19 protein-coding genes are annotated in these 22,383 nt (G+C 66.1%); 14 read left to right on the forward strand and 5 right to left on the reverse strand.

The window, feature by feature from the left end; all coding sequences use genetic code 11:
• Positions 1-222: 222 nt before the first annotated feature.
• Genes ACFFWD_RS00915 through ACFFWD_RS00945 form a run of 7 tightly spaced genes read left to right on the forward strand, consistent with a single transcriptional unit; the run spans position 223 to position 6,741 of the window.
• On the forward strand, positions 223-1,236 hold the full coding sequence (locus ACFFWD_RS00915) for an ABC transporter permease (protein ID WP_376960487.1): 1,014 nt from the start codon (positions 223-225) through the stop codon (positions 1,234-1,236).
• A 10-nt stretch (positions 1,237-1,246) separates the two neighbouring features.
• Positions 1,247-2,146, forward strand: coding sequence for an ABC transporter permease (locus ACFFWD_RS00920; RefSeq protein WP_376960489.1), 900 nt, complete (start codon positions 1,247-1,249; stop codon positions 2,144-2,146).
• Positions 2,147-2,168: 22 nt separating this feature from the next.
• Complete coding sequence (locus tag ACFFWD_RS00925) at positions 2,169-3,989, forward strand: dipeptide ABC transporter ATP-binding protein (protein WP_376960491.1); 1,821 nt, start codon at positions 2,169-2,171, stop codon at positions 3,987-3,989.
• An 18-nt stretch (positions 3,990-4,007) separates the two neighbouring features.
• Complete coding sequence (locus ACFFWD_RS00930) at positions 4,008-4,187, forward strand: DUF4089 domain-containing protein (RefSeq protein ID WP_376960493.1); 180 nt, start codon at positions 4,008-4,010, stop codon at positions 4,185-4,187.
• 7 nt (positions 4,188-4,194) lie between these two features.
• The gene (locus ACFFWD_RS00935; protein WP_376960495.1) at positions 4,195-5,592 is read left to right on the forward strand and encodes an AtzE family amidohydrolase; all 1,398 of its coding nucleotides are present in this window, start codon (positions 4,195-4,197) and stop codon (positions 5,590-5,592) included.
• 2 nt (positions 5,593-5,594) lie between these two features.
• Positions 5,595-5,987: an oxalurate catabolism protein HpxZ gene (gene hpxZ / locus ACFFWD_RS00940; protein WP_376960497.1), complete on the forward strand. Its 393-nt coding sequence runs from the start codon at positions 5,595-5,597 to the stop codon at positions 5,985-5,987.
• A 16-nt stretch (positions 5,988-6,003) separates the two neighbouring features.
• A complete protein-coding gene (locus tag ACFFWD_RS00945; protein WP_376960499.1) occupies positions 6,004-6,741 on the forward strand; it encodes a GntR family transcriptional regulator in 738 nt (245 codons plus the stop codon).
• A gap of 166 nt (positions 6,742-6,907) precedes the next feature.
• Here ACFFWD_RS00945 and atzF read toward each other — a convergent pair whose 3' ends face one another.
• The gene (gene atzF / locus ACFFWD_RS00950; protein WP_376960501.1) at positions 6,908-8,701 is read right to left on the reverse strand and encodes an allophanate hydrolase; all 1,794 of its coding nucleotides are present in this window, start codon (positions 8,699-8,701) and stop codon (positions 6,908-6,910) included.
• A 226-nt stretch (positions 8,702-8,927) separates the two neighbouring features.
• Entirely contained in the window at positions 8,928-9,386 is a 459-nt protein-coding gene (locus ACFFWD_RS00955) for a MarR family winged helix-turn-helix transcriptional regulator (RefSeq protein WP_376960503.1), read from the reverse strand.
• Positions 9,387-9,616: 230 nt separating this feature from the next.
• On the opposite strand from ACFFWD_RS00955, the gene ACFFWD_RS00960 reads away from it, so the two are divergent.
• Positions 9,617-11,479: a feruloyl-CoA synthase gene (locus ACFFWD_RS00960; RefSeq protein ID WP_376960505.1), complete on the forward strand. Its 1,863-nt coding sequence runs from the start codon at positions 9,617-9,619 to the stop codon at positions 11,477-11,479.
• A 503-nt stretch (positions 11,480-11,982) separates the two neighbouring features.
• Here ACFFWD_RS00960 and ACFFWD_RS00965 read toward each other — a convergent pair.
• Positions 11,983-12,507, reverse strand: coding sequence for a MarR family winged helix-turn-helix transcriptional regulator (locus tag ACFFWD_RS00965; protein ID WP_376960507.1), 525 nt, complete (start codon positions 12,505-12,507; stop codon positions 11,983-11,985).
• Between the two features lie 82 nt (positions 12,508-12,589).
• On the opposite strand from ACFFWD_RS00965, the gene ACFFWD_RS00970 reads away from it, so the two are divergent.
• The 4 genes from ACFFWD_RS00970 to ACFFWD_RS00985 all read left to right on the forward strand — a co-directional run bounded on the left by ACFFWD_RS00970 (position 12,590) and on the right by ACFFWD_RS00985 (position 17,492).
• Positions 12,590-13,807 (forward strand): cytochrome P450, encoded by a 1,218-nt coding sequence (locus ACFFWD_RS00970; protein WP_376960509.1) that lies wholly within the window; start codon positions 12,590-12,592, stop codon positions 13,805-13,807.
• A gap of 11 nt (positions 13,808-13,818) precedes the next feature.
• Positions 13,819-14,142: a 2Fe-2S iron-sulfur cluster-binding protein gene (locus ACFFWD_RS00975; RefSeq protein ID WP_376960511.1), complete on the forward strand. Its 324-nt coding sequence runs from the start codon at positions 13,819-13,821 to the stop codon at positions 14,140-14,142.
• An 89-nt stretch (positions 14,143-14,231) separates the two neighbouring features.
• Positions 14,232-15,443: an ABC transporter substrate-binding protein gene (locus ACFFWD_RS00980; RefSeq protein WP_376960529.1), complete on the forward strand. Its 1,212-nt coding sequence runs from the start codon at positions 14,232-14,234 to the stop codon at positions 15,441-15,443.
• Positions 15,444-15,662: 219 nt separating this feature from the next.
• A complete protein-coding gene (locus tag ACFFWD_RS00985) occupies positions 15,663-17,492 on the forward strand; it encodes a caspase family protein (protein WP_376960513.1) in 1,830 nt (609 codons plus the stop codon).
• Positions 17,493-17,596: 104 nt separating this feature from the next.
• Here ACFFWD_RS00985 and ACFFWD_RS00990 read toward each other — a convergent pair whose 3' ends face one another.
• Positions 17,597-18,871, reverse strand: a complete 1,275-nt coding sequence (locus ACFFWD_RS00990) for an NAD(P)/FAD-dependent oxidoreductase (RefSeq protein ID WP_376960515.1) — start codon at positions 18,869-18,871, stop codon at positions 17,597-17,599.
• Positions 18,872-18,976: 105 nt separating this feature from the next.
• A complete protein-coding gene (locus ACFFWD_RS00995) occupies positions 18,977-20,410 on the reverse strand; it encodes a DHA2 family efflux MFS transporter permease subunit (RefSeq protein WP_376960517.1) in 1,434 nt (477 codons plus the stop codon).
• Between the two features lie 181 nt (positions 20,411-20,591).
• Between ACFFWD_RS00995 and ACFFWD_RS01000 the strand changes: the two genes are divergently transcribed.
• Both ACFFWD_RS01000 and ACFFWD_RS01005 read left to right on the forward strand, forming a co-directional pair.
• Entirely contained in the window at positions 20,592-20,900 is a 309-nt protein-coding gene (locus ACFFWD_RS01000) for a hypothetical protein (RefSeq protein ID WP_376960519.1), read from the forward strand.
• 19 nt (positions 20,901-20,919) lie between these two features.
• A complete protein-coding gene (locus ACFFWD_RS01005; protein WP_376960521.1) occupies positions 20,920-21,810 on the forward strand; it encodes a sigma-70 family RNA polymerase sigma factor in 891 nt (296 codons plus the stop codon).
• Positions 21,811-22,383 lie beyond the last annotated feature (573 nt).

Raw genomic sequence — 22,383 nt, forward strand, 5'->3', positions numbered from 1 at the left:
TACTCGTAAGAACGACGCTAAGCGAGATCGCGCCAATCCATTTCTCTACATCACGAACCGTTCGATGGGAGATCGATCCCGTCTGACAACGGAGCAAGCGGCACCCCTCTCCCCAACCCTCCCCCGCAAGGGAGGAGGGAGCCCTACCAGCCCCTTCGCGGCGCCACCGCGGAGCCCTGGTAGTCCCGTTGCGGCCTTCCAGCCGGAAACAACGAGGCCTTCATGCTGACCATGATCGGCAAGCGGCTGATGTTCGCGATTCCCTCGCTGATCGGCGTCGTGATCGTGACATTTCTGCTGACGCGCGCGCTGCCGGGCGATCCCGCGGCGTATTTCGCAGGCCCCGCCGCGACCAAGGAAGCGGTCGAGCAGATCAGGAAGAAGCTCGGCTTCGACAAGCCGCTGATCGAGCAGTTTGTCCGCTACACCAACGATCTCGCGCACGGTGATTTCGGCACGTCGCTGACCACGGGCCAGCCGGTCGCGACCGAATTGCGCAACCGCCTGCCGGCGTCTGCCGAACTGACCTTGCTCGGTCTCTTCGTCTCGATCGTGATCGCGATCCCGCTCGGCGTGCTGGCGGCGACGCGGCCGGGGTCATGGATCGATCACCTCTGTCGCATCACGACGACGGCGGGCGTGTCGCTGCCGGTTTTCTTCACCGGCCTCGTGCTGGTCTATGTCTTCTACTTCCGCCTCGGCTGGTCGCCGGCGCCGCTCGGCCGCCTCGACGTGTTCTATAGCGCGCCGCCCACGGTGACCGGCTTCTATCTGATCGACACCGTGATCACGCGCGACGTCGAGGCGTTCCGCTCAGCCCTCAGCCAACTTATCCTGCCGGCGGTGACGCTTGCGATCTTCTCGCTGGCGCCGATCGCGCGGATGACGCGCGCCTCGATGCTCGCGGTGCTCGCCTCGGACTTCGTCCGCACCGCGCGCGCCAGCGGCTTGTCGCCGGGCAAGGTGATCGTCACCTACGCCTTCCGCAACGCGATGCTGCCGGTCATCACCACGCTCAGCATGGTGTTCTCGTTCCTGTTGGGCGCCAATGTGCTGGTCGAAAAGGTGTTCGCCTGGCCCGGCATCGGCTCCTACGCGGTGGAGGCGCTGATCGCCTCCGATTTCGCGCCGGTGCAGGGCTTCGTGCTGACCATGGCGGTCATGTACGTGCTGCTCAATCTCGTGATCGACATTCTCTACGGCGTGATCGACCCACGCGTGCGGCTCGAAGGATAGGGGTAGGCTTATGAGCAGCGTTGCGCCTACAGTCGAACCCGTTGGTCCCGCGCGCACGTCGGGACTATCTGCCATCATCGAGCACACGCGCTATGTGCTCGGCGAGAACAAGGTCACCGGTTTCGCCTTCGCGCTTTTGATCCTGATCCTGTTTGCCGCGCTGTTCGGCCCTTACGTCGTGCCGTACGATCCGTTGGCCTCCGACACCGCGGCCGCGCTGAAGCCGCCGTCGACGACGCATTGGTTCGGCACCGACCAGTTGGGCCGCGACATCTTCAGCCGCGTCATCGTCGCGACCCGGCTCGACACCTTCATCGCGGTTACCTCCGTGGTGCTGGTGTTTTTGATGGGCGGGCTCGCCGGCATTGCCGCGGGTTACTTCGGCGGTTGGACCGATCGCATCGTCGGCCGCATCGCCGACACCATCATGGCGTTCCCGCTGTTCGTGCTGGCGATGGGCATCGTGGCGGCGCTCGGCAACACCGTGCAGAACATCATCATCGCGACCGCGATCGTGAACTTTCCGCTCTATGCCCGCGTCGCGCGCGCCGAGGCCAATGTCCGCCGCAACGCCGGCTTCGTGCAGGCGGCGCGGCTGTCGGGCAACGGTGAATACCGCATCCTCCTGGTGCACATCCTCCCGAACATCATGCCGATCATGATCGTGCAGATGTCGCTGACCATGGGCTACGCCATCCTCAACGCCGCGGGCCTCTCCTTCGTCGGCCTCGGCGTGCGCCCACCGACCGCCGAGTGGGGCATCATGGTCGCCGAGGGCGCCGGCTTCATGGTGTCGGGCGAATGGTGGATCGCGCTGTTTCCGGGGCTAGCGCTGATGATCGCGGTGTTCTGCTTCAACCTGCTCGGCGACGGCCTGCGCGACATCGTCGACCCGCAGCGGAGGACGTGATGCGCCGGTGGAGAAACGACCCATGACCGCGTCGCCGCTGCTCGACGTCCGCGACCTCACCGTTGAATTCATCACCCGCCGCGGCATCGTCAAGGCGGTGCAGCACGTGAACATCTCCGTCGGCAAGGGCGAGACCGTCGGCATCGTCGGCGAGTCCGGCTCCGGGAAGTCGGTGACGTCATATGCGGTGATGCGCATCCTCGATCGCGCCGGACGCATCGCCGAGGGCTCGGTGATGTTTTCCGGCATCGACGTGAAGGCCGCGACCGAGAGCCAGATGCGCGACCTGCGCGGCCGCGAAGTCTCGATGATCTTCCAGAATCCGCGCGCCGCGCTCAACCCGATCCGGAAGGTCGGCGACCAGATCGAGGACGTGCTGCGCCAGCACGTCCAGCAGGCGCAGGTCGCCGACCGCGGCGAGAAGGCGATCGAGTCGCTGGAGCAGGTCAAGATCGCGCGCCCCCGCGAGCGCTACCACGCCTATCCGTTCGAGCTGTCCGGCGGCATGTGCCAGCGCGTCGTGATCGCGCTGGCGCTCGCCTGCAATCCGCAGCTCCTGATCGCCGACGAGCCGACCACCGGCCTCGACGTTACCACCCAGAAGGCGGTGATGGATCTGATCGTCGAGCTGACCAAGCGCCGCTCGATGTCGACCATCCTGATCACCCACGATCTCGGCCTCGCCGCGGCCTATTGCGACCGCGTCGTGGTGATGGAGAAGGGCCGCGTGGTCGAGACCGCGAAGTCGGCGGATATCTTCGCCGATCCCCAGCACGCCTACACGCGCAAGCTGATGCGCGCGACGCCCAGGCTCGGCGTGTCGCTCAGGGATTTGCTGCCGGAGGAGGAGGCATCAAGGTCCCCTCAGCAGACGCCCGTCATGGCCGGGCATAGCCGTCCGATGGACGGCGTCGCTTCCGCTCGCCTATGCCCGGCCATCCATCAAGCTTCGCAAGACTCTTCGTCGATGGACCCCCGGGTCAAGCCCGAGGGTGACGAGAAACTCAAACCCCTCCTTCTCGTCGAAAAGCTCGTCAAGGAATATCCCCGCCAGGGCGCGAGCGCCGTGCTTGGAAAATTATTCGGCCGCAAGCCGCCGGTGGAGGAGGACATTTTCCGCGCGGTCGATGGCATCAGCTTTCAGGTCGGCCGTGGCGAGAGCGTCGGGCTGGTCGGCGAGTCCGGCTGCGGTAAGTCAACGACGTCGATGATGGTGATGCGGCTGCTCGACCAGACCTCCGGCCGCATCACCTTCGACGGCGAGGACATCGGCGCCATCATGCCGCGCGCGTTTGCGCGGCTGCCGCAGCGCAAGGCCATCCAGATGGTGTTCCAGGATCCGACCGACAGCCTCAACCCGCGCTTCACCGCGGCGCGCGCGATCGCGGACCCGATCATGCAGCTCGGCGACATCAGGGGACGCGACGCGCTCCGCGCCCGCTGCGAGGATCTGGCGCGGCTCGTCGGCCTGCCGGTCAATCTGTTGGATCGTTTCCCGCACCAGCTCTCCGGCGGCCAGAAGGCCCGCGTCGGCATCGCACGCGCGATCGCGCTGCATCCGAAGCTCGTGATCCTCGACGAGCCGACCGCCGCGCTCGACGTGTCTGTGCAGGCGGTGGTGCTCAACCTGCTGCAGGACCTCAAGCAGTCGATGGGGATGAGCTATCTGTTCGTGTCACATGATCTGAATGTGGTGCGACTGCTGTGCGATCGCGTCATCGTGATGCGCGCCGGCCGCATTGTGGAGCAGGGCTCATCCGAGCAGGTGTTGGGCGATCCGCAGGATACCTATACTAGGGAGCTGCTGACGGCGATCCCGCATCCGCCGCTGCCGGTGGCCTGACAAATCGGAAACAGAACGATGGCTGATCACCTCGACGACCACATCAACACCGTAGCCGCGGCGATGGCGCTCAAGATCGAGGACGCCTGGCGTCCGTCGGTGCGCGCGAACCTCGAGGCCTCGCTTCGGCTGGCACGTCTGGTCGACGAATTCCCGCTGCCGGACGAGAGCGAGCCGGCCAGCATCTTTTCAGCCTGAGGTCACAATGTCCGAGAGTTCAGACGGGCTCACCGCCGCCGCGATCGCGCAGGCCGTGGCAAGCCGCAGCATGACCGCGCTTGAAGCGACCGAGGCCGCGCTCGCGCGCATCGCCGCGCGCGACACGATCCTCAATGCCTTCACCGACGTCACCGCCGATCGTGCGCGCGCCCGGGCGAAGGCAATCGACGCCGGGATAGCCGCCGGCAAGCCGGCCGGTCCGCTCGCCGGCGTGCCGTTTGCCGTGAAGAACCTGTTCGACGTCGAGGGCCTCGCCACCCGCGCCGGCTCGAAGATCAACCGCGACCTGCCACCGTCGCCGCGCGACGCCACGCTGATCGAACGCATGGAGGCGGCCGGCGCCGTGCTGGTCGGCGCGCTCAACATGGGCGAATACGCCTACGACTTCACCGGCGAGAACGTGCATGACGGCCCGTCACGCAATCCGCACGATCCGACCCGGATGGCCGGCGGTTCCTCGGGCGGCTCCGGCAGCGCCGTCGGCGGCGCGCTGGTGCCGATCGCGCTCGGCTCCGACACCAACGGCTCGATCCGCGTGCCGTCATCCTTCTGCGGCATCTTAGGGCTGAAGCCCACCTATGGCCGGCTGTCGCGCGCGCGGTCGTTCCCGTTCGTGATGAGCCTCGATCACCTCGGCCCGTTCGCGCGCGGCGTGACCGACCTCGCGCTCGCCTACGACGCGATGCAGGGCCCCGACAGCGGTGATGCCGCCTGCACCACGCGGCCGGTCGAGCCGGCCCTGCCGTCGCTTAAGCAAGGGATCGAGGACTTGCGCATCGCGGTCGCCGGCGGCTATTTCCAGAAGGGCGTCATGCCCGAGGCCGCCGAAGCGGTCGCGCGCGTCGCAAAAGCACTGGGTGCGACGCAGACGGTCGATATCCCCGAGGCCGCGCGCGCTCGCGCGGCGGCCTTCATCATCACGACGACTGAGGGGGCCTCGCTGCATCTCGATCGCTTACGCAAGCGCGCTCGCGATTTCGATCCAGCGGTGCGCGACCGCCTGATCTCGGGCGCCATGATCCCGGCGCCTTACGTCGACAAGGCGCAGAAATTCCGCCGCTGGTATCGGGCGAAGGTGCTCGAGCTGTTCAACTCGGTCGACGTGATCCTGGCGCCCGCGACGCCCTGCGTTGCGCCGAAGCTCGGGCAAACCACCCTGGAGCTCGACGGCGTCGAGCTTCCGTTGCGCCCCAATATCGGCATCCACACCCAGCCGATCTCCTTAATCGGCCTGCCGGTCGCCGCCGTGCCGGTGCCGCTTGAGCCGATGCCGATCGGCGTGCAGATTATCGCAGCGCCCTGGCGCGAGGACATCGCGCTCAGGGTCGCCTATGCGCTGGAGCAGATGGGCGTCGCCGCCGCGCCGACGCCGAGAGGAATTTGAGAATGGACATCGATCTTCCCGACGTGGTCGCCGAGGTGACGGCGCAGTTCGCACGCTACGAGAAGGCGCTGGTGACGAACGACGTCGCCGTGCTCGACGAGTTGTTCCGCGACGACCGCCGCACGCTGCGCTATGGCATCGGCGAGAATCTCTACGGCTATGATGAGATCATGGCGTTCCGCGCCGCGCGTTCGCCGGTCGGGTTGATGCGCAAGACGGACAGGACCGTGATCACGGCCTATGGCCGCGACACCGCGGTGGCCTCGACGCTGTTCTATCGCGAGACCGCGCCGGGCAGGGTGGGGCGGCAGATGCAGACCTGGATTCGATTCCCCGAGGGGTGGAGAATCGTTGCGGCCCATGTCAGCATCATCGACGAACCCAAGGTCGCTTGAAGAGGGTGCCTGAGGCATGAGCCTGGACGACGTTCCGACGCGCGCGCCGCAACCGCAGGGCACCGGGTCCGCGGCGGTGATTCGGCGCATCGATCGCCCGTCGCAGCTCACCGACAAGGTTACCCGCGCCGAGGAACTCCGCCTGCAACTCGCCGACGAGATCGTGCGCGGCACGCTGGCGCCGGGTGCGCCGCTCGACGAGACCGACATCGCCCGCCGCTTCAACGTCTCGCGCACGCCGGTGCGCGAAGCATTGCGCCAGCTCGCCGCGAGCGGCCTGGTCGAGGCCCGCGCGCATCGCGGCGCCGTGGTGGCGCAGCCTTCGCTTGACCGGCTCACCGGCATGTTCGAGGCGATGGCGGAGCTGGAGGGGATCTGCGCCGGTCTTGCCGCCGAGCGGATGTCGGCGGCGGAGCGCCACGCCCTCGAGGCGATCCACGAAGAGCTGCGGGTGTTGAGCTACACCGGCAATCCCGATCGCTTCCACGAGGTGAACGAGCGCTTCCACAACGCGATCTATGCGGGGTCGCAAAACACCTATATCGCCGAGATCACGCTCGCAACCCGCGTCCGCGTCCAGCCGTTCCGCCGCGCCCAGTTTCGCAACCTCGGTCGTCTCGCCAAATCCCACGCCGAACACGACCGCGTTGTCGTCGCTATCATGCGCGGCGACAAGGCCGGCGCCGCAGCCGCGATGCGCGCCCACATCGAGCTGGTGCGCGGGGAGTACGAGATCTATGCGGTGTCGGTGTAGGGCGCGGCACAGTTACTTTTTCGTCATTGCGAGCGAAGCGAAGCAATCCACCTCACGGCGCGGTGAGACATGGATTGCTTCGCTGCGCTCGCAATGACGAGGTAAGGAGAACGTGTAGAGTGGGCACGGCGCTTACGCGCCCTTGCCCACTCTACGAAGACGACGGCTACACCGCAGCCTTCTCCTCCATGAACACGCGCCAGCCGCCATAGGCCGAGATATCCCTCGCGCCGTTGATCGCCGCCGGCTCGACGATGAATCCCTTCGCCTCGCGTCCGTCCCTGAGCCGGATCGTCCCGATCGACAGCGGCGGCGGGATCGCGGCGACGAATTTGCCGAAGGCGGCCGGCGACAGCGCCCACAGTTCGAGCTTGATCGACGTGCCCATTCCCGGCTCGACACGCAGCATGCCGGGCTTGGGCGGCGTGGTGTCGAGCGCATAGAGCCGGTAGTCCGGCGCGGTGGCGGTCTCTTCCAGCAGCCGCGCGTCGAGCGCCTGCAACTCGCCGTTCAGTGCCATGCCGGAAAGATGCGCGCCGACCACTGCGATTGGGATCTCGTCGCCGTTTGCCGCCGGCACGGCCGCGAGCGGCGGCTGTCGCAAGGACTGGCTGCCGATTGGCAATCCGGTATCGGCGTGGAACAGGCGCCCGATGCTGGCGAGCGCGCCGTCGCAGCCGGCGGGCGCGAGCAGCGTGATGCCGAACGGCGCACCGTCCGCGCGCATCGATGCCGGCAGCGCCAGGCCGCAGAGATCGAGCAGATTGACGAAATTGGTGTAGGTGCCGAGCCTGGAGTTGAGCTCGACCGGATTGGCGAGCACCTGCGCGGTCGAATAGACCGTCGGCGCAGTCGGCAACACGATGGCATCGAGCCCGGCAAAGGCGCGCTCGGCGACGCGGCGCAGCGCCTGCAGGCGATAGAGTGCGGAGAAGGTGTCGGCGGCGGTGAGCCGCGCGCCGGCCGCGGTGATCTCGCGCGTGACAGGATGGATCGCCTCGGGCGACGACGCGAGCAGATCGCGGATCACGAGATAGCGTTCGGCAACCCACGGTCCCTCATAGAGCAGCCGTGCGGTCTCGTAGAACGGCTCGAGGTCAAACGCGACTAGATCGGCCCCGAGCGCTTCCCAGCGTTTCAGCGCCTCGCTATAGGCCTTCTCGAATTCGCGGTCGCCGAAGAAGATCAACTGACCGCTCCAGGGAATGCCCAGCTTCAGCCTGGCCGGAAATGCGGTCATGCTGGCGAGCGGCCGGTTGCGCGAGAACGGATCAGCGCCGTCAGGGCCGGCCATCACGCCGAGCGCGGCCATCGCATCGTCGACGGTCAGCGAGAACACCGAGATGCAGTCGAGCGTGCGGCACGCCGGCACGACGCCTTCGGTCGAGATCAGCCCGAGGCTCGGCTTCAGGCCGACGATGTTGTTGAGCATCGCGGGCACGCGGCCGCTGCCCGCGGTGTCGGTGCCGAGCGAAAGCGGGACGAGGCCCGTGGACACCGCGACCGCCGAGCCTGAACTCGATCCGCCCGGCACGAGATCGTCGCGCACCGGATTTTTGGGAATGCCGTAGGGCGAGCGCACGCCGACGAGGCCGGTGGCGAACTGGTCGAGATTGGTCTTGCCGATGATGATGGCGCCGGCCGCGCGCAGCCGCGCGACCGCGGTGGCGTCGCGCGCCGGCATGTAGGAGAAGGCGGGGCAGGCGGCCGTCGTCGGCAGGCCCTGCACATCGATATTGTCCTTCACCGCGACCGGCACGCCGTACAGCGGCAACTGCCTCGGGTCCTTTCGCGCAAGCCGCTCGGCCTCGGCGAGCGCGTCCTTCTCGTCGCGCAGGCTGATGAAGATGGCGGGATCGTTGTGGTCGCGGATGCGCTGATAGCTGCGCGCGATGGTTTGCGCCGGCGTCATGGTGCCGGCGCGGTGCGCAGCTGATATCGCGGCGACGGTTTCAGTCACGTGGTTTGCCTCGTCCGTTGACCGGCAAGGCGACGCCGCCTTGCGCGATGGGAATCCTGGCCTGATCGAAGCAAGCGATGTGCCATTGTGTACAGTCGCGCTGCGCCCGCCGCCCGGCTGATTATTGCATGATCTCAGCCGCTTAGGTAATCGCTCGAAAATGGCGCGGGTCGGTTTGACCGGTCCCGGGCAGGGCGTTTGCCTGATTTTTGAGCAGCCGGAGCCGTCAGGTGAAGTCGGCGAGGATGTCGAGCAGCCGTTCGCGGTTTTGCTTGCCGATCTTCGCGGCGACGTGCCGCTCGTGCTCGGCGGCGAGCCGCTTGAACTGCGCCAGCGCGGCCTTGCCGCGCGCGGTCAGATGCAGCGCATGGGAGCGGCGGTCGGTGGCGGACGGGATGCGGCTCACCAGGTTGCGCTGCTCGAGGCTGTCGAGTAGGTGCACCAGCCGCGCGCGCTCGATCCCGAGCCGTTTTGCAACGGCCATCTGGCTCAGGCCCGGATTGGCGCCGATCACCGTCATCACGGAATACTGCGTCGGGCGGATGTCGACTTCGGCGAGCGTCTTGATGAAGTCCTGGAAGATCCAGAGCTGGAAGCGCCGCACCGCATAACCGGCATGGCCGACCAGCGCGTCGAGGCCGATCTCGCCGTCCGCCGCGTCGCCGCGTCCGTTGCCATCGGCCATTCGCGTCCGTTCCGAGGGGCGGCGTATTGCCGCTCCCGCCTTCGTCGCCTTGCGCGCCGCCTGTTGCTTCCCCGCCATGGCCCAAACTGTAGCGCGCCGCGCGTCCAAGGGAAAGATTGTTGTTGACGACAACAATTGGTCTCCGCAACATTATCACCAAACCAGCCCGTGCCGGGGCCGCCGCACGATGTTGCGGCGCGATCTCCGTGCGCGACGGCGAGGAGGAAACCATGACGATTGCCGCACCAAGCGGTGACGATCCGCAGAGCCTGTTCGCGACGCCCGCGATCGTCGCCGATCGCAGGCTAGATGGCAGCATCCTTGTCCGCTCCACCACGCCGCTGAAGGAAAGCGCCCGCTGCATCGGCGACTGGCTGGAGCATTGGGCGCAGCGTGCGCCCGACCGGATCTTCCTCGGCGAGCGCGCCGGCGCCGAAGCGCCGTGGACCACCGTCAGCTATCGCGATGCGCTGAAAACCGTGCGCGCGGCGGCCTCCTGGATCCTGGCACGGGGCCTGAGCACTGAGCGGCCGCTCGTCATCCTCTCCGACAACAGTGTCGATCACGCGCTGTTCGCGCTGGCCGCCCAGCATGTCGGCGTGCCCGCGGCCGCGATCTCGCCGGCCTATTCGCTGATGTCCCGGGATTTCGACAAGCTGAAGAGCATGATCGGCTTGCTCGATCCCGGCGCGATCTATGTCACGAGCACAAAACCGTTCGCCGCGGCGCTTGCCGCGATCAGGCCGCTGCACCACGCCAATGTCGTCAGCGGCAATCCTGATGATGCCGACGCGCTGCCGTTCCGCGACGTGACCGCGACGCCGGAGACATCAGGCGTCGCAACGGCCTTCGCCGCAGTGACGCCGGATACGATCGCAAAATTCCTGTTCACCTCGGGCTCGACAGGCACGCCGAAGGCGGTGATCAACACCCAGCGCATGCTGACCTCGAGCCAGCAGGCCAAGGCGCAGACCTGGACGTTCCTCGAAGACGCAAGCAGCGATCTTGTGATCCTGGACTGGCTGCCCTGGAGCCACACCTTCGGCGCCAATCACAATTTCAACCTCGTGCTGCGTAACGGCGGCACGCTCTATATCGACGGCGGCAAGCCGGCGCCGGGCCTGTTTGCGACCTCTCTGGCCAATCTGCGCAGCGTGGTACCGACGGTCTATTTCAACGTGCCGCGCGGCTTCGACATGCTGATCTCAGCGTTGCGCACCGATGAGGAGCTGCGCCGCAAATTCTTCGAGGGGACAAAATTCGCCTTCTACGCCGGCGCGGCGCTGCCGCAGAATCTCTGGGATGCACTGGAGGAGTTATCGCTTCAGACCGTCGGTCGCCGGTTGCCGATGGTGTCGGCCTGGGGCTCGACCGAAACCTCGCCCCTCGCGACCGATTGCCATTTCCTCGCCAAGCGCTCCGGCAATATCGGCGTGCCGATCCCCGGCACCGAGCTGAAGCTGGTGCCATCAGGCGACAAGCTCGAGGTGCGCGTGCGCGGCCCCAATGTCACGCCGGGCTATTGGAAGGCGCCGGAGCTGACCGCGCAGGCGTTCGACGCGGAAGGCTTTTATTTGATCGGCGATGCCGTCACCTTCGCCGATCCCGCGAGGCCCGAGCTTGGCCTGTTCTTTGATGGCCGCGTCGCGGAGGACTTCAAGCTCAATTCCGGCACCTGGGTCAGCGTCGGCACGCTGCGCGTCGCCGGCATCGCGGCGCTGGCGCCGCTGGCGCAGGATATTGTCGTGACCGGCCACGGCCGCGACGAGGTGCGGTTCCTGGTGTTCCCGAACATCGCCGCCTGCCGCGCCGCGGCAGGATTGCCCGAAAGCGCCGACGTCAAGGACGTGATCGGCCACCCGGCGGTCCGTGCCGCGATCGCGCAAGGCCTGGCAAAGCTGAAGGCGCAAGGCGGCCACTCCTCCGGCCATGCCACACGCGCGCTGCTGCTCGCCGAGGCGGCCTCGGTCGACGGCGGCGAGATCACCGACAAGGGCTACATCAACCAGCGCGCCGTGCTGACCCGCCGCGCGGCAGCCGTGGCGGTGCTGGAGGATGATGTGTCCGCCGAGCCGATCGTGTGTGCGGAGTGAGATTGCTCATCAACACAGGCAGTTAGGACGCGAGTCGCGGCCGCATCGGAACTGCGCCCCCTCTCCCGCTTGCTTGCGGGGGAGGGCTGGGGTGGGGGCTCTCTCCGCGAGTCGTATTGTGGAGAGAGCCCCCACCCGCATCGCATCTACGATGCGATGCGGCCTAAGAGCGAGCTTGCTCGTCTCGACCCCCGCAAGCGGGAGAGGCGAACTGAGCTCGCGGCCGCCAACGCGCCAATTCAATCGAGATCGCTTCGGCTTAATCGCGAGTCCGCCCCGGTTCCCCATCCCGCTTCGTTTTACCGCCATCGCATCTCGCATTCTTAGTTGCCAAGGCAACTAGTCTGTGCGAGTTTCGCCGCAAGCGAGCAGGGCCGGTCAACGGCCGCGCGTTCTAGGGAGGAACAGTGTTGCGCAGCACGGCGCAAGCAATCGGGAACATAATCATGCGTTCGCGGAGTGCCGCCGGATCGATCGGGTCCCGGCGGGGCGCCGCCGCGCGGTCAGTTCGGGCTTTGCCCGGTCACGGCGCCGAGATTCTCGTGCAGCCGCCGGAGCAGGTCGATCAGCATCTCCCGCTCATCCTTTTTCAGGCAGGACAACAGCCTCCGCTCGCGTTCCAGCGCCGCGACGATGACCTTGTCGTGGACGGCGCGGCCGCGGGCCGTCAGCGAGATCGAATGGGTGCGGCCGTCGTCCGGCGCGGTGCGGATCGTCAGCAGCCCGCGCTTTTGCATCGCCGCAAGGTTGCGGCTCACCGGCCCCTTGTCGAAGCCGATCACGTGGCAGATCCGCGAAGCCGGGATGCCGGGTTCGATCGCGAGCTGCGATATGATCCGCCATTCCGTGACGTTGATGCCGAAATTCTTCTGATAATAGGCGGTCGCGCTGTTCGACAGCTTGTTGCCGATGAACGTGATGAAGGCCGGCACGTAGCGGTCGAGATCGAGCAGCGGGCCGTCGGCGGCCTCTGCGGCGTCGACCGGTCTGGTCCGGCGTGGCTTCCGGGGAAGGGGATTGCTGCTCATTGGCCAAATCATCGCTGCGAAATCGCCTGGGAGCAATAGACATGCAGCGTCTCTTGACAAGTTCAAACTTCGGGAGGGCCCAATGACTGTAACAGCTACCTCCGCCGGCGACGGCACGTCCGTGCCGCATCTTGGCGTCGATCCCTTTGCGCTTGAGTTCTTCGCCGATCCGTATCCGACCCACGAGGTGCTGCGCGAGGCGGGGCCGGTGGTCTATCTCGACACATGGAACGTCTATGGCGTGGCGCGCTATGCCGAGGTGCATGCGGTGTTGAACGATCCCGCGACCTTCTGTTCCAGCCGCGGCGTGGGCCTGAGCGATTTCGCCAGGGAGAAGCCGTGGCGGCCGCCGAGCCTGATCCTGGAAGCCGATCCGCCGGCGCATAGCCGCACCCGCGCGGTGCTGAGCCGGGTGCTGTCGCCGACGGTGATGAAGCAGGTCCGCGACCGCTTCGCCGCCGCCGCCGAAGCGCGCCTCGATACGCTCTTGGAAAAGCGCAGTTTTGATGCGATCGCCGATCTCGCCGAAGCCTATCCACTCTCGATCTTCCCCGATGCGCTCGGCTTGAGGCCCGAGGGGCGCGAGCACCTGCTGCCTTACGCGAGCCTGGTGTTCAATGCGTTCGGCCCGCCGAACGCGTTGCGTCAGGAGGCGATCGAGCGCTCCGCGCCGCACCAGGCCTATATCGCCGAGCAGTGCCAGCGCGAGAATCTCGCGCCCGGCGGCTTCGGCGCCTGCATCCATGCCCGCGTCGACGAGGGCGAGATCACCGCGATCGAGGCGCCGCTTTTGGTGCGCTCGCTGCTGTCGGCCGGGCTCGACACCACCGTCAACGGCATCGGTGCCGCGGTCTATTGCCTGGCGCGCTTTCCCGACCAGTTCACCAAGCTGCGCAGCGATCCGACCTTGGCGCGCAACGCGTTCGAGGAGGCCGTGCGGTTCGAAAGCCCGGTGCAGACCTTCTTCCGCACCACGACGCGCGAGGTCGAGCTCGGCGGCGCGCGGATCGGCGAGGGCGAGAAGGTGCTGATGTTCCTGGCCGCCGCCAACCGCGATCCCAGGCGCTGGGATAACCCGGATAGCTACGACATCACGCGCCGCACCTCGGGCCATGTCGGCTTCGGCTCCGGCGTCCACATGTGCGTCGGCCAGCTCGTCGCGCGCCTCGAAGGCGAGGTGATGCTGTCGGCCTTGGCGCGCCGCGTCGGCAAAATTGAAATCACCGGCGAGCCGAAGCGCCGTTTCAACAACACGCTGCGTGGGCTCGACAGCTTGCCCATTTCGATCACGCCGGCCTGACGAGGATACCCATGCCTGCCATCACCTTCATCCACCCCACTGGCGAGCACACGCGCGTCGAGGCCTCTGACGGCGAGAGCGTAATGCTGGCTGCGACCCGCAACGGCCTCGACGGCATCCTCGCCGAATGCGGCGGCAACGCGATGTGCGCGACCTGTCACGTCTATGTCGACGACGCCTGGCTTGCGCGCCTGCCCGCGATTGATGACGACGAGGACGCGCTGCTCGACGGCACCGCCAGCGACCGCCGCGCCAACAGCCGGCTGTCCTGCCAGATCAAGCTGTCGGGCGAGCTCGACGGCCTCGTGCTGTGCCTGCCGGAACGGCAGGTCTGACGCATTCAAGGTCTGACGCATTCAAGGGTCTGACGTAACACATGCGCCGGCTGCGCGCCGGCGTCCACATGAACACCACGGAGGAGATGATGAGGGCTTTTAGGGTTGGTCTGGCGCTGGCATTATCCTGCGCCGCTACGGTCGCGCATGCGGAGATTTCCGACAATGTGGTGCGCGTCGGCGTGCTCAACGACATTTCCGGCATCTTCCAGGACACCAACGGCATGGGCTCGGTCGAGGCCGCGCGCATGGCGGCGGAGGATTTCAACGGCGGGGACAAGGGCATCAAGGTCGAGATCGTCTACGCCGATCACCAGAACAAGGCCGACGTCGGCTCGGCAATCGCGCGCAAATGGCTCGACGTCGAGGGCGTCGATGCCATCGTCGACGTGCCGAACTCCGCCGTCGGCCTCGCCATCAACACCATCCTGCGCGACACCAGAATGACGTTCCTGGCATCGTCGACCGCGAGCTCCGACCTCACCGGCAAGGCCTGCTCGCCGAACACCATCCAGTGGGTCAACGACGCCTGGGCGACCGGCAACACCACGGCCGCGGCGATGATGCAGCGCGGCGGCAAGGAGTGGTACTTTGTCACGGTCGACTACGCGCTCGGCAAGGGCATCGAAGCCGAAGCGACCAACTACATCGAGAAGCACGGCGGCAAGGTGTTGGGCTCGAGCAAGCATCCGCTCGGCACGTCCGACTTCGCCTCCTTCCTGCTGCAGGCGCAGAACTCGAAAGCGAAGGTGATCGGGCTTGCCAATGCCGGCGGCGACACCATCAACGCGGTGAAGCAGGCCGCCGAGTTCGGCATCCAGCAGGGCGGCCAGACCATGGTGGCGTTCCTGCTGTTCGTGAACGACATCCACGGCATGGGGCTGAAGGTCGCGCAGGGCCTGCAACTGCTCGAGGCCTTCTACTGGGACATGGATGACGACACCCGCGCGTTTGCAAAGAGGTTTGCCGCGCGACCCGGCATGAACGGCAAGATGCCGAGCGGCAACCAGGCCGGCGTCTATGCGTCCACGCTCGCCTATCTCAACGCGGTCGCCGCCGCCGGCAGCGACGACGCCAAACTCGTCGTGCCGCAGATGAAGACCTTCAAGGGCAAGGACAAACTGTTCGGCGCGACCACGATCCGCCAGGACGGCCGTGTCATCCACCCGATGTATCTGTTCGAGGTGAAGAAGCCGGAGGAGTCGAAGTACCCCTACGACTACTACAAGCAGATCGCGACCATTCCGGCGGAGGAGGCGTTCCGCCCGCTCGCGGATGGCGGGTGCTCGCTGTTGAAGTAAACCCAGCGCGTCAATAGAGACCCGTCATGCCCGGCCTCGTGCCGGGCATCCACGCATCCCGACGTGCGTAGCCTATACTCAAGTACCGCCGTGGGTGCCTGCAGCCAGGCCGGCGTCTCGACAATCGGCGGCTTGCGCCGCTGCGGTAACTCTTAGGGAGGGCCTGTTGCAGCAAGTGACGTTCAGGTAATCTTGAAAGGTGCACGCCCGAGGGTCGCCATGGGCATATTTCGCACAGTCGTTTTGTTGGCGTTTATCACCTGCCTCGGCTGTGAGGCCGCCTCTGCCGAGAGGCACATCGCGCTGGTCGTCGGCAATTCGGCTTACAGGCAAGCGCCGCGACTTCTGAACCCGGTGAATGACGCGATCCTCATCGCGGATATGTTGAAGACAGCCGGCTTCGACGAAGTCACAACCCGGCTCAATTTAAATGCAAGCGACATGCGCAGGTCCCTTCGCGACTTCGGTGCGAGCGCACGAAGTGCAGATGTCGCCGTGATCTATTATGCGGGACACGGGATTGAGCTGGATGGCAATAACTACCTGATCCCGACGGATGCTACGCTCGAGACCGATGCCGATGTTCTCGATGAGACTGTGCCGGTAGATCGCCTGATGTTTGCGGTCGAGCCGGCCAAGAAGCTCCGGCTCATCATTCTCGATGCCTGCCGCGATAATCCGTTTGCCAAGACAATGAAGCGGACCATTGCTGCGCGCGCGATCGGCGGCGGTCTGGCCAAGATCGAACCCAGCAGCCCCAACACGATGATAGCCTTTGCGGCCAAAGCCGGGTCTACTGCCTCCGACGGCGACTTCAAGAACAGTCCGTTTGCGGTCGCCCTTGTTGAATATCTTCCGAAACCCGGTCTTGATCTGCGCAAAGCGTTCGGCTTCGTGCGCGACGATGTTTTGAGGAAGACCGGCTATAGGCAAGAGCCATACGTCTATGGTTCGCTGGGCGGAGAGGATGTGCCGCTCGTTCCCGCAAAGCCGGTCGCTGTTGGGCCGCAACCGAACCTCGACAATGCCGTTCGTCGCGACTATGAGCTGGCCCTTCAGCTTGACACGCGCGATGGATGGAATGCCTTCCTCGCGCGATATCCGGATGGCTTCTATGCCGATCTGGCAAAAGGTCAGCTCAACAAAATTGCAGCGGAGGAAGCGCGCTCGGCAGCGGCGGAAAAAGCACGGCTTGCAGAGCAGGAGAAGGCCCGGCTCGCTGCGGAGGGCGCGAAGAGAGCTGAGCAGGAAAGGGCCGCAGCAGCAGCCAAAGCGGCGGAACAAGCCCGGATCGCCGCAGAAAAGGCGAAACAGCTTGCACAAGCCAGGGCGGAAGCTGGAGAGGAGACCCGCGCCGCTTCGGAGAAGGCGGAAGCGGAAGCGAAAGCCGCCGAACGACGCGCGGCCGAACAAGCCGCTACCGACCCTGCTGCAAGGCAAGGTGGGACCGAAAGCGCCGTGGACCAGAAAAAGCAGGAGCCGCAAACGGTCGCATCGCTTCCGCCGCTGTCAGATATCGCAGCTACTCCTTCCGGCGTTGATCTGGTCAAATCCGTGCAGTCGGAATTGCGCCGCGTCGGCTGCCTTACCGAGGCAGCGGATGGTGAGTGGAACGCTGCCTCGCAACGCTCACTCATGCTGTTCAACCAACACGCAGGCACCAGGTTCGACGTGAAGCTCGCCAGCGCTGATGTGCTGGACGCGATCAAGTCCAAACCGTCCCGCGTTTGCCCCCTCGTTTGCGATCACGGGTTCCGGGCTGATGGTGAGCGCTGCACCAGGATCACTTGCCGTGCCGGGTATCGCGTCAACGACAGCAATGAATGCGAAAAGGCTCTGGGAAAAAGGCCCGTCGCGTCGCGTGAAAAAATCGCTCCCCAAATTGATGTAGAACGCAAGCGCAATGAGGCGGCACCCACCAGGCTACGGGCGTCCGGACAAATCATCTGCGATCAAGCGGGCTGCCGCCCTGTTCGGCCGGGATGCAGAATTACCACCGCGCGCCGGGCTGGAAACCCGCTGTATAGTCAGTATGAAACCTGCAAGTGATCCAACGATCATCAGGCCGCTGCTCGATCTTCTTTCTCCTCGCCGCGCATCACGGCGCGACGCAAACGTCTGGCCAGCGCTGCGCGCTCCGATGACGCGACGCGCTACTGCGCCACCTTGCTGCTGCCTTGCGTGATCAGCCGCGCGGCGCGCTGGTCGCGGGCGTGGATCCAGAGCCAGCTCAGCGCGACCGCGATGCGGTGGCGCACGCCGATCAGGAAGTAGATATGGGCGAGGCCCCAGATCCACCACGCCAGCGTGCCGCGCAGCTTGAGCCAGCCGAAATCGATGACCGCCTTTTTCTTGCCGATCTGCGCGAGGCTGCCGGCATGCTTGTAGCGGAACGGCGGCAGCGTTTCGCCCTTGAGCCGCGCTTTGATCAGGGCGGCGACATAGCGCCCCTCCTGCTTGGCGGCCGGTGCGATGCCGGGCACCGGATTGCCGTCGGGGCCCTTGATCGTGACGGTGTCGCCGATCGCGAAGACATCGGGATGGCCGGGCACGGTGAGGTCGGGCTGGACCTGCAGCCGATGGGCGCGATCGGCCGGCGCGTTCAGCCACTCGGCGGCGCGCGAGGCGCGCACGCCGGCGGCCCAGACGATGGTGCGCGCCTCCAGTTTCTTGCCGCCGAACACCACGCCGTCGGCCGAGCATTCGGTGACGGGCTCGCCGAGCATCACCTCGACACCGAGCTTCTCCAGCGAGCGCTGCGCATAGGCCGAGAGGTCATCGGGAAAGCCTGCCAGCACGCGCGGGCCGGCCTCGATCAGCACGACGCGCGCCTTGCGCGTGTCGATATAGCGGAAGTCGCGCGGCAGCGTGTCCTTGGCGAGATCGGCGATCGTGCCGGCCATCTCGACGCCGGTCGGCCCGGCGCCGATGATGACGAAGGTGAGGAGTGCTGCGCGCCTGGAAGGATCGGGCTCGCGCTCGGCGCGCTCGAAGGCGACCAGGATCCGCCGCCGCAAGGTCGTGGCGTCCTCCAGCGTCTTCAGCCCCGGCGCGAACGGCTCCCATTCGTCATGGCCGAAATAGGCGTGGCGCGCGCCGGTGGCGAGAACCAGCGTGTCATAGGCAATGCTGTCGCCGTCGTCGAGCTCGACGCGCTTTGCCGCCGCATCGACGCCGCAGACATTGGCGAACAAGGTGGTCACTTCGGGCCGGTCGCGCAGCAGATAGCGGATCGGCCAGGCGATCTCGCTGGTCGCAAGCGAGGCGGTCGCGACCTGGTAGAGCAGCGGCTGGAACAGATGGTGGTTGCGGCGGTCGATCAATGTGATTTCGACCGGTACGTCCCTGAGACCGAAGGCGGTTTCCAACCCGCCGAAGCCGGCGCCGACGATCACTACGCGATGAGGCTTGGCCGGCGCTTCTGTCATGCGAATTCGCCCTCGGTCTCGATTGGCTCCTCGCAGGATTATGCAGGCATTCGCGCCCCCGATCCAATACGAATTGTCCGATCGGTCGATAGCGAAGCCCTATCGTCATGCATCCCCGCGCAATGGCTTTGCCATTGTCGCCGGCGGCGCGGCGGCAGCCGCGACGCGCCGGCGTCCGGGCAGGCAGGCGCCCGCGGTCGCGCCGACCAGCGACAGTGTCGCGGCAAGGCCCATTGCCGCGGCAAATCCGTCGCTGAAATGGGCCGCGCTATCGACCCGGCCATTGGCCGAGAATGTCGCCACCAGCGCCGCGATGCCGAACATCCCGCCGAGGAAGCGGCCCATGTTGAAGATGCCGGATGCCTTGCCCATCTCGGCGACCACAACCGAGCTCAACATCGCGTTTTGCGCCGCCGGCATCGCCATCGACACGCCGACGCCGGCCAGCACCAGCGGTGCGACCAGATCGGCATAGCCGATCGAGGGCGCCGCGATCACGGCGATCCAGCCGAGCCCGAAGGCCTGCATGAACAATCCCGTCACCACCAGCGGCCGCTCGCCAAGCCGGTTCACCACCGCGCCCGCGACCGGCGCGGTCACGAACAGCGTCGCGGTCCAGGGCAACAGGCGGAGCCCGGCACCGAAGGCATCGAAGCCGAGTGTGGTCTGCAGGAACTGCGGCAGCAGAAACAGCACGCCATACATTGCGGCGTAGAACAGCACGCTTGCGGTCATGGCAGAAGCAAAGGCGCGCGATCCGAACAGCCGTATCGGCACCATCGGCGCCGCGGCGCGCAACTCCCACAGCACAAAGCCGGCCGCGAACACCATTCCGGCGATGAGCGTGCCTATCACCTCGGCGCTGGTCCAGCCGACCACGTTGCCGCGCAACAGGCTCCAGACCAGCGCCAGCGCCGCGATCGCGACCAGCACGAGGCCGGTGATATCGAGCGGCGCGGCCGGGCCAAAACTTTCGCGCAAGCGCGCCAGCACCAGCACGATCGCAACCAGGCCGATCGGCAGGTTGATCCAGAAGATCCAGCGCCAGCCGAGATGTTCTGATATCAGGCCGCCGATCGCGGGGCCTATGATCAGCGCGCATCCGGTGATGCCGCTGAAAATGCCGAGCGCGCGCGCCCGCTCCTCGCGGCCGAAGGCGCCGCTCAGGATCGCCATCGCCAGCGGCATCACCAGCGCAGCGCCCGCGCCCTGCAGAGCACGGGCGGCGATCAGCGCCGCGGCATTGCCGGCGAGCGCGCAGGCCGCAGATGCCAACACGAACAGGGCGATCCCGGTTGCGAACATCCGCCGGCGCCCGAACCGGTCGCCGAGCGCGGCGCCGGTCAGTAGCAGCACCGCGAAGGTCAGGTTGAAGGCATTAACGGTCCATTGCAGCGTTTCCACCGGACTGCCGAAATCGGCGCGGATGGTCGCGAACGCGGTCGTGATGATCATGGCGTCCAGCGCCATCATGAAGGATGCCAGCGCGGTGATGCCGAGCACCCAGCGCTGCTCGGCGCGAGGCTTAAGGGCCTGCATGGTCGTTCTCCGTCTGTCGCGCCGCCCGTTGCGGCGCGCGTCGCAGGCCAGGACGAAACCGGACGGGCAAAGGATGCGGAGCGAAATATTTTTTGCCGGACCGCATCCTTTACCGGCCGGCAAACGTCCTTGGGGGTGACGCGGCGGTGTTCGGCCGCTGAACGAGCCAAAGGAGCACAGGATGAGACGGACCCTGATCAGGTATAAGGCCAAGCCGGAGCTGGCCGATCGGAACGCCGAGCTGGTTGCGGCGGTGTTTGCGGAACTGAAGGCGGCAAATCCCGGCGGCGTGCGCTATCTTACGCTGCGGCTGGAGGACGACACCTTCATCCATTTCGTCGAGGCCGCGGCCGAGGACGGCTCGAGCCCGATCCCGAAGCTGAAGGCGTTTCAGGCGTTCCAGGACGGCATTCGCGACCGTTGCGCCGAGCCGCCGCTGGTTCGTGAGGCGCGGATCGTCGGCAATTACCGTATGCTGGACGAGTCCTGACTGTTCAGGCGGAGGATAAATGCCACCCGACTCACTGGCCGCCATCGATGTCGATGCCTTGCTCGCGGCGATGCGGCCGAAGCTGCATCGCTATTGCGCCCGTATGGTCGGCTCGGTCATCGACGGCGAGGACGTGCTGCAGGATGCGCTGATCAAGGCGGTGGAAGCGCTGCAATCGGTCGCGCCGGTGCTCAATCCGGAGGCCTGGCTGTTCCGCATCGCGCACAACACCGCGCTGGATTTCCTGCGCCGCCGCAACCGGCAGCAGGCGCTGCATTCGGCTGAGGAGGTTGAGATGATTGCCGACCAGCTTGATGAGGTGGAGAGCCGGCAGATCGCGGCGACCAGCCTGCGCACCTTCATGCGGCTGCCGGTCGCGCAGCGCTCCAGCGTGATCCTGATGGATGTGCTCGGCTGTTCGCTGGCCGAGGTCTGCGACATCATGGACTTCAGCCTGCCGGCGGTGAAGGCCGCGCTGCATCGCGGGCGCAGCCAGCTGCGCGCCTTTGCCGAAGAGCCCGACGATGTGCCGCGGCCAAGCCTGTCGGAGGCCAACCGGGTCAGGCTCAATGCCTATGTGAGCCATTTCAACGCCCGCGACTTCGACGCCATCCGCACGATGATCGCCGACGACGTCAGGCTCGAGCTCGTCAACCGCACCAGGCTGAACGGCAAGACCGAGGTGTCGCGCTACTTTGGCAATTACGCCAAGGTCAGCGACTGGCACCTGGTGGCGGGTTTGGTGGAGGGGCGTCCCGCGATCCTGGTGTTCGATCCGAACGAGGCGAACGGGCCGCCGAAATACTTCATGCTGCTGGACTGGTCCGCCGACAAGCTCGCCACCATCAGGGACTTCCGCCACGCGGCGTATGTCATCGACGGCGCCGAATGCGTGGTGGATGAGGGGTGAGATTTGTGGGGCGGGTTAGCGTCAGCGTAACCCGCCGCGTTCGCGTCGACCAAGAATGGCGGGTTACGCTGACGCTAACCCGCCCTACGGCCCCGGCCGCCTTGGCACTGATTTGCCCGACGGCGCAAGGTCTCGCGAAAGAAATATTTCGGTTTTTTAGAAATGAGAATCGGTGTATGAATTTGCCGTCTCACCCGATTGAGGGGCGCGTCGCGATCGTCACGAGTGTTGCGGTGAGATGCGGTGGCCGCGGAATGCGCAACTGACGTGTGCGCGTGACGCGGACGGCGAAGTCGTGTGGTCCTGACGCCCCAGTGGTTGGTGTCTCCTCGCAAGACGCGAAGTCCTTGCGAAGACGGTGACAAACAAGCCCGGTCTCGCCGGGGAGAGCACGAAGGAAACCGTAAAACCATCGCGCAGGGAAAGCCGGGATTCCGGTTACACCTGTGGTCCTACCCCCGTGCTTTTTGTTGCACGGGACCCATGGGTGCGATCGGCGCCTCACCTGTGGTTCTACCCCCGTGCTTTTTGTTGCACGGGACCCATGGGTGCGATCGGCACCCGGCTTTCCCT

The organism is Bradyrhizobium erythrophlei (genome assembly GCF_042430365.1).
GTDB lineage: Bacteria > Pseudomonadota > Alphaproteobacteria > Rhizobiales > Xanthobacteraceae > Bradyrhizobium > Bradyrhizobium erythrophlei.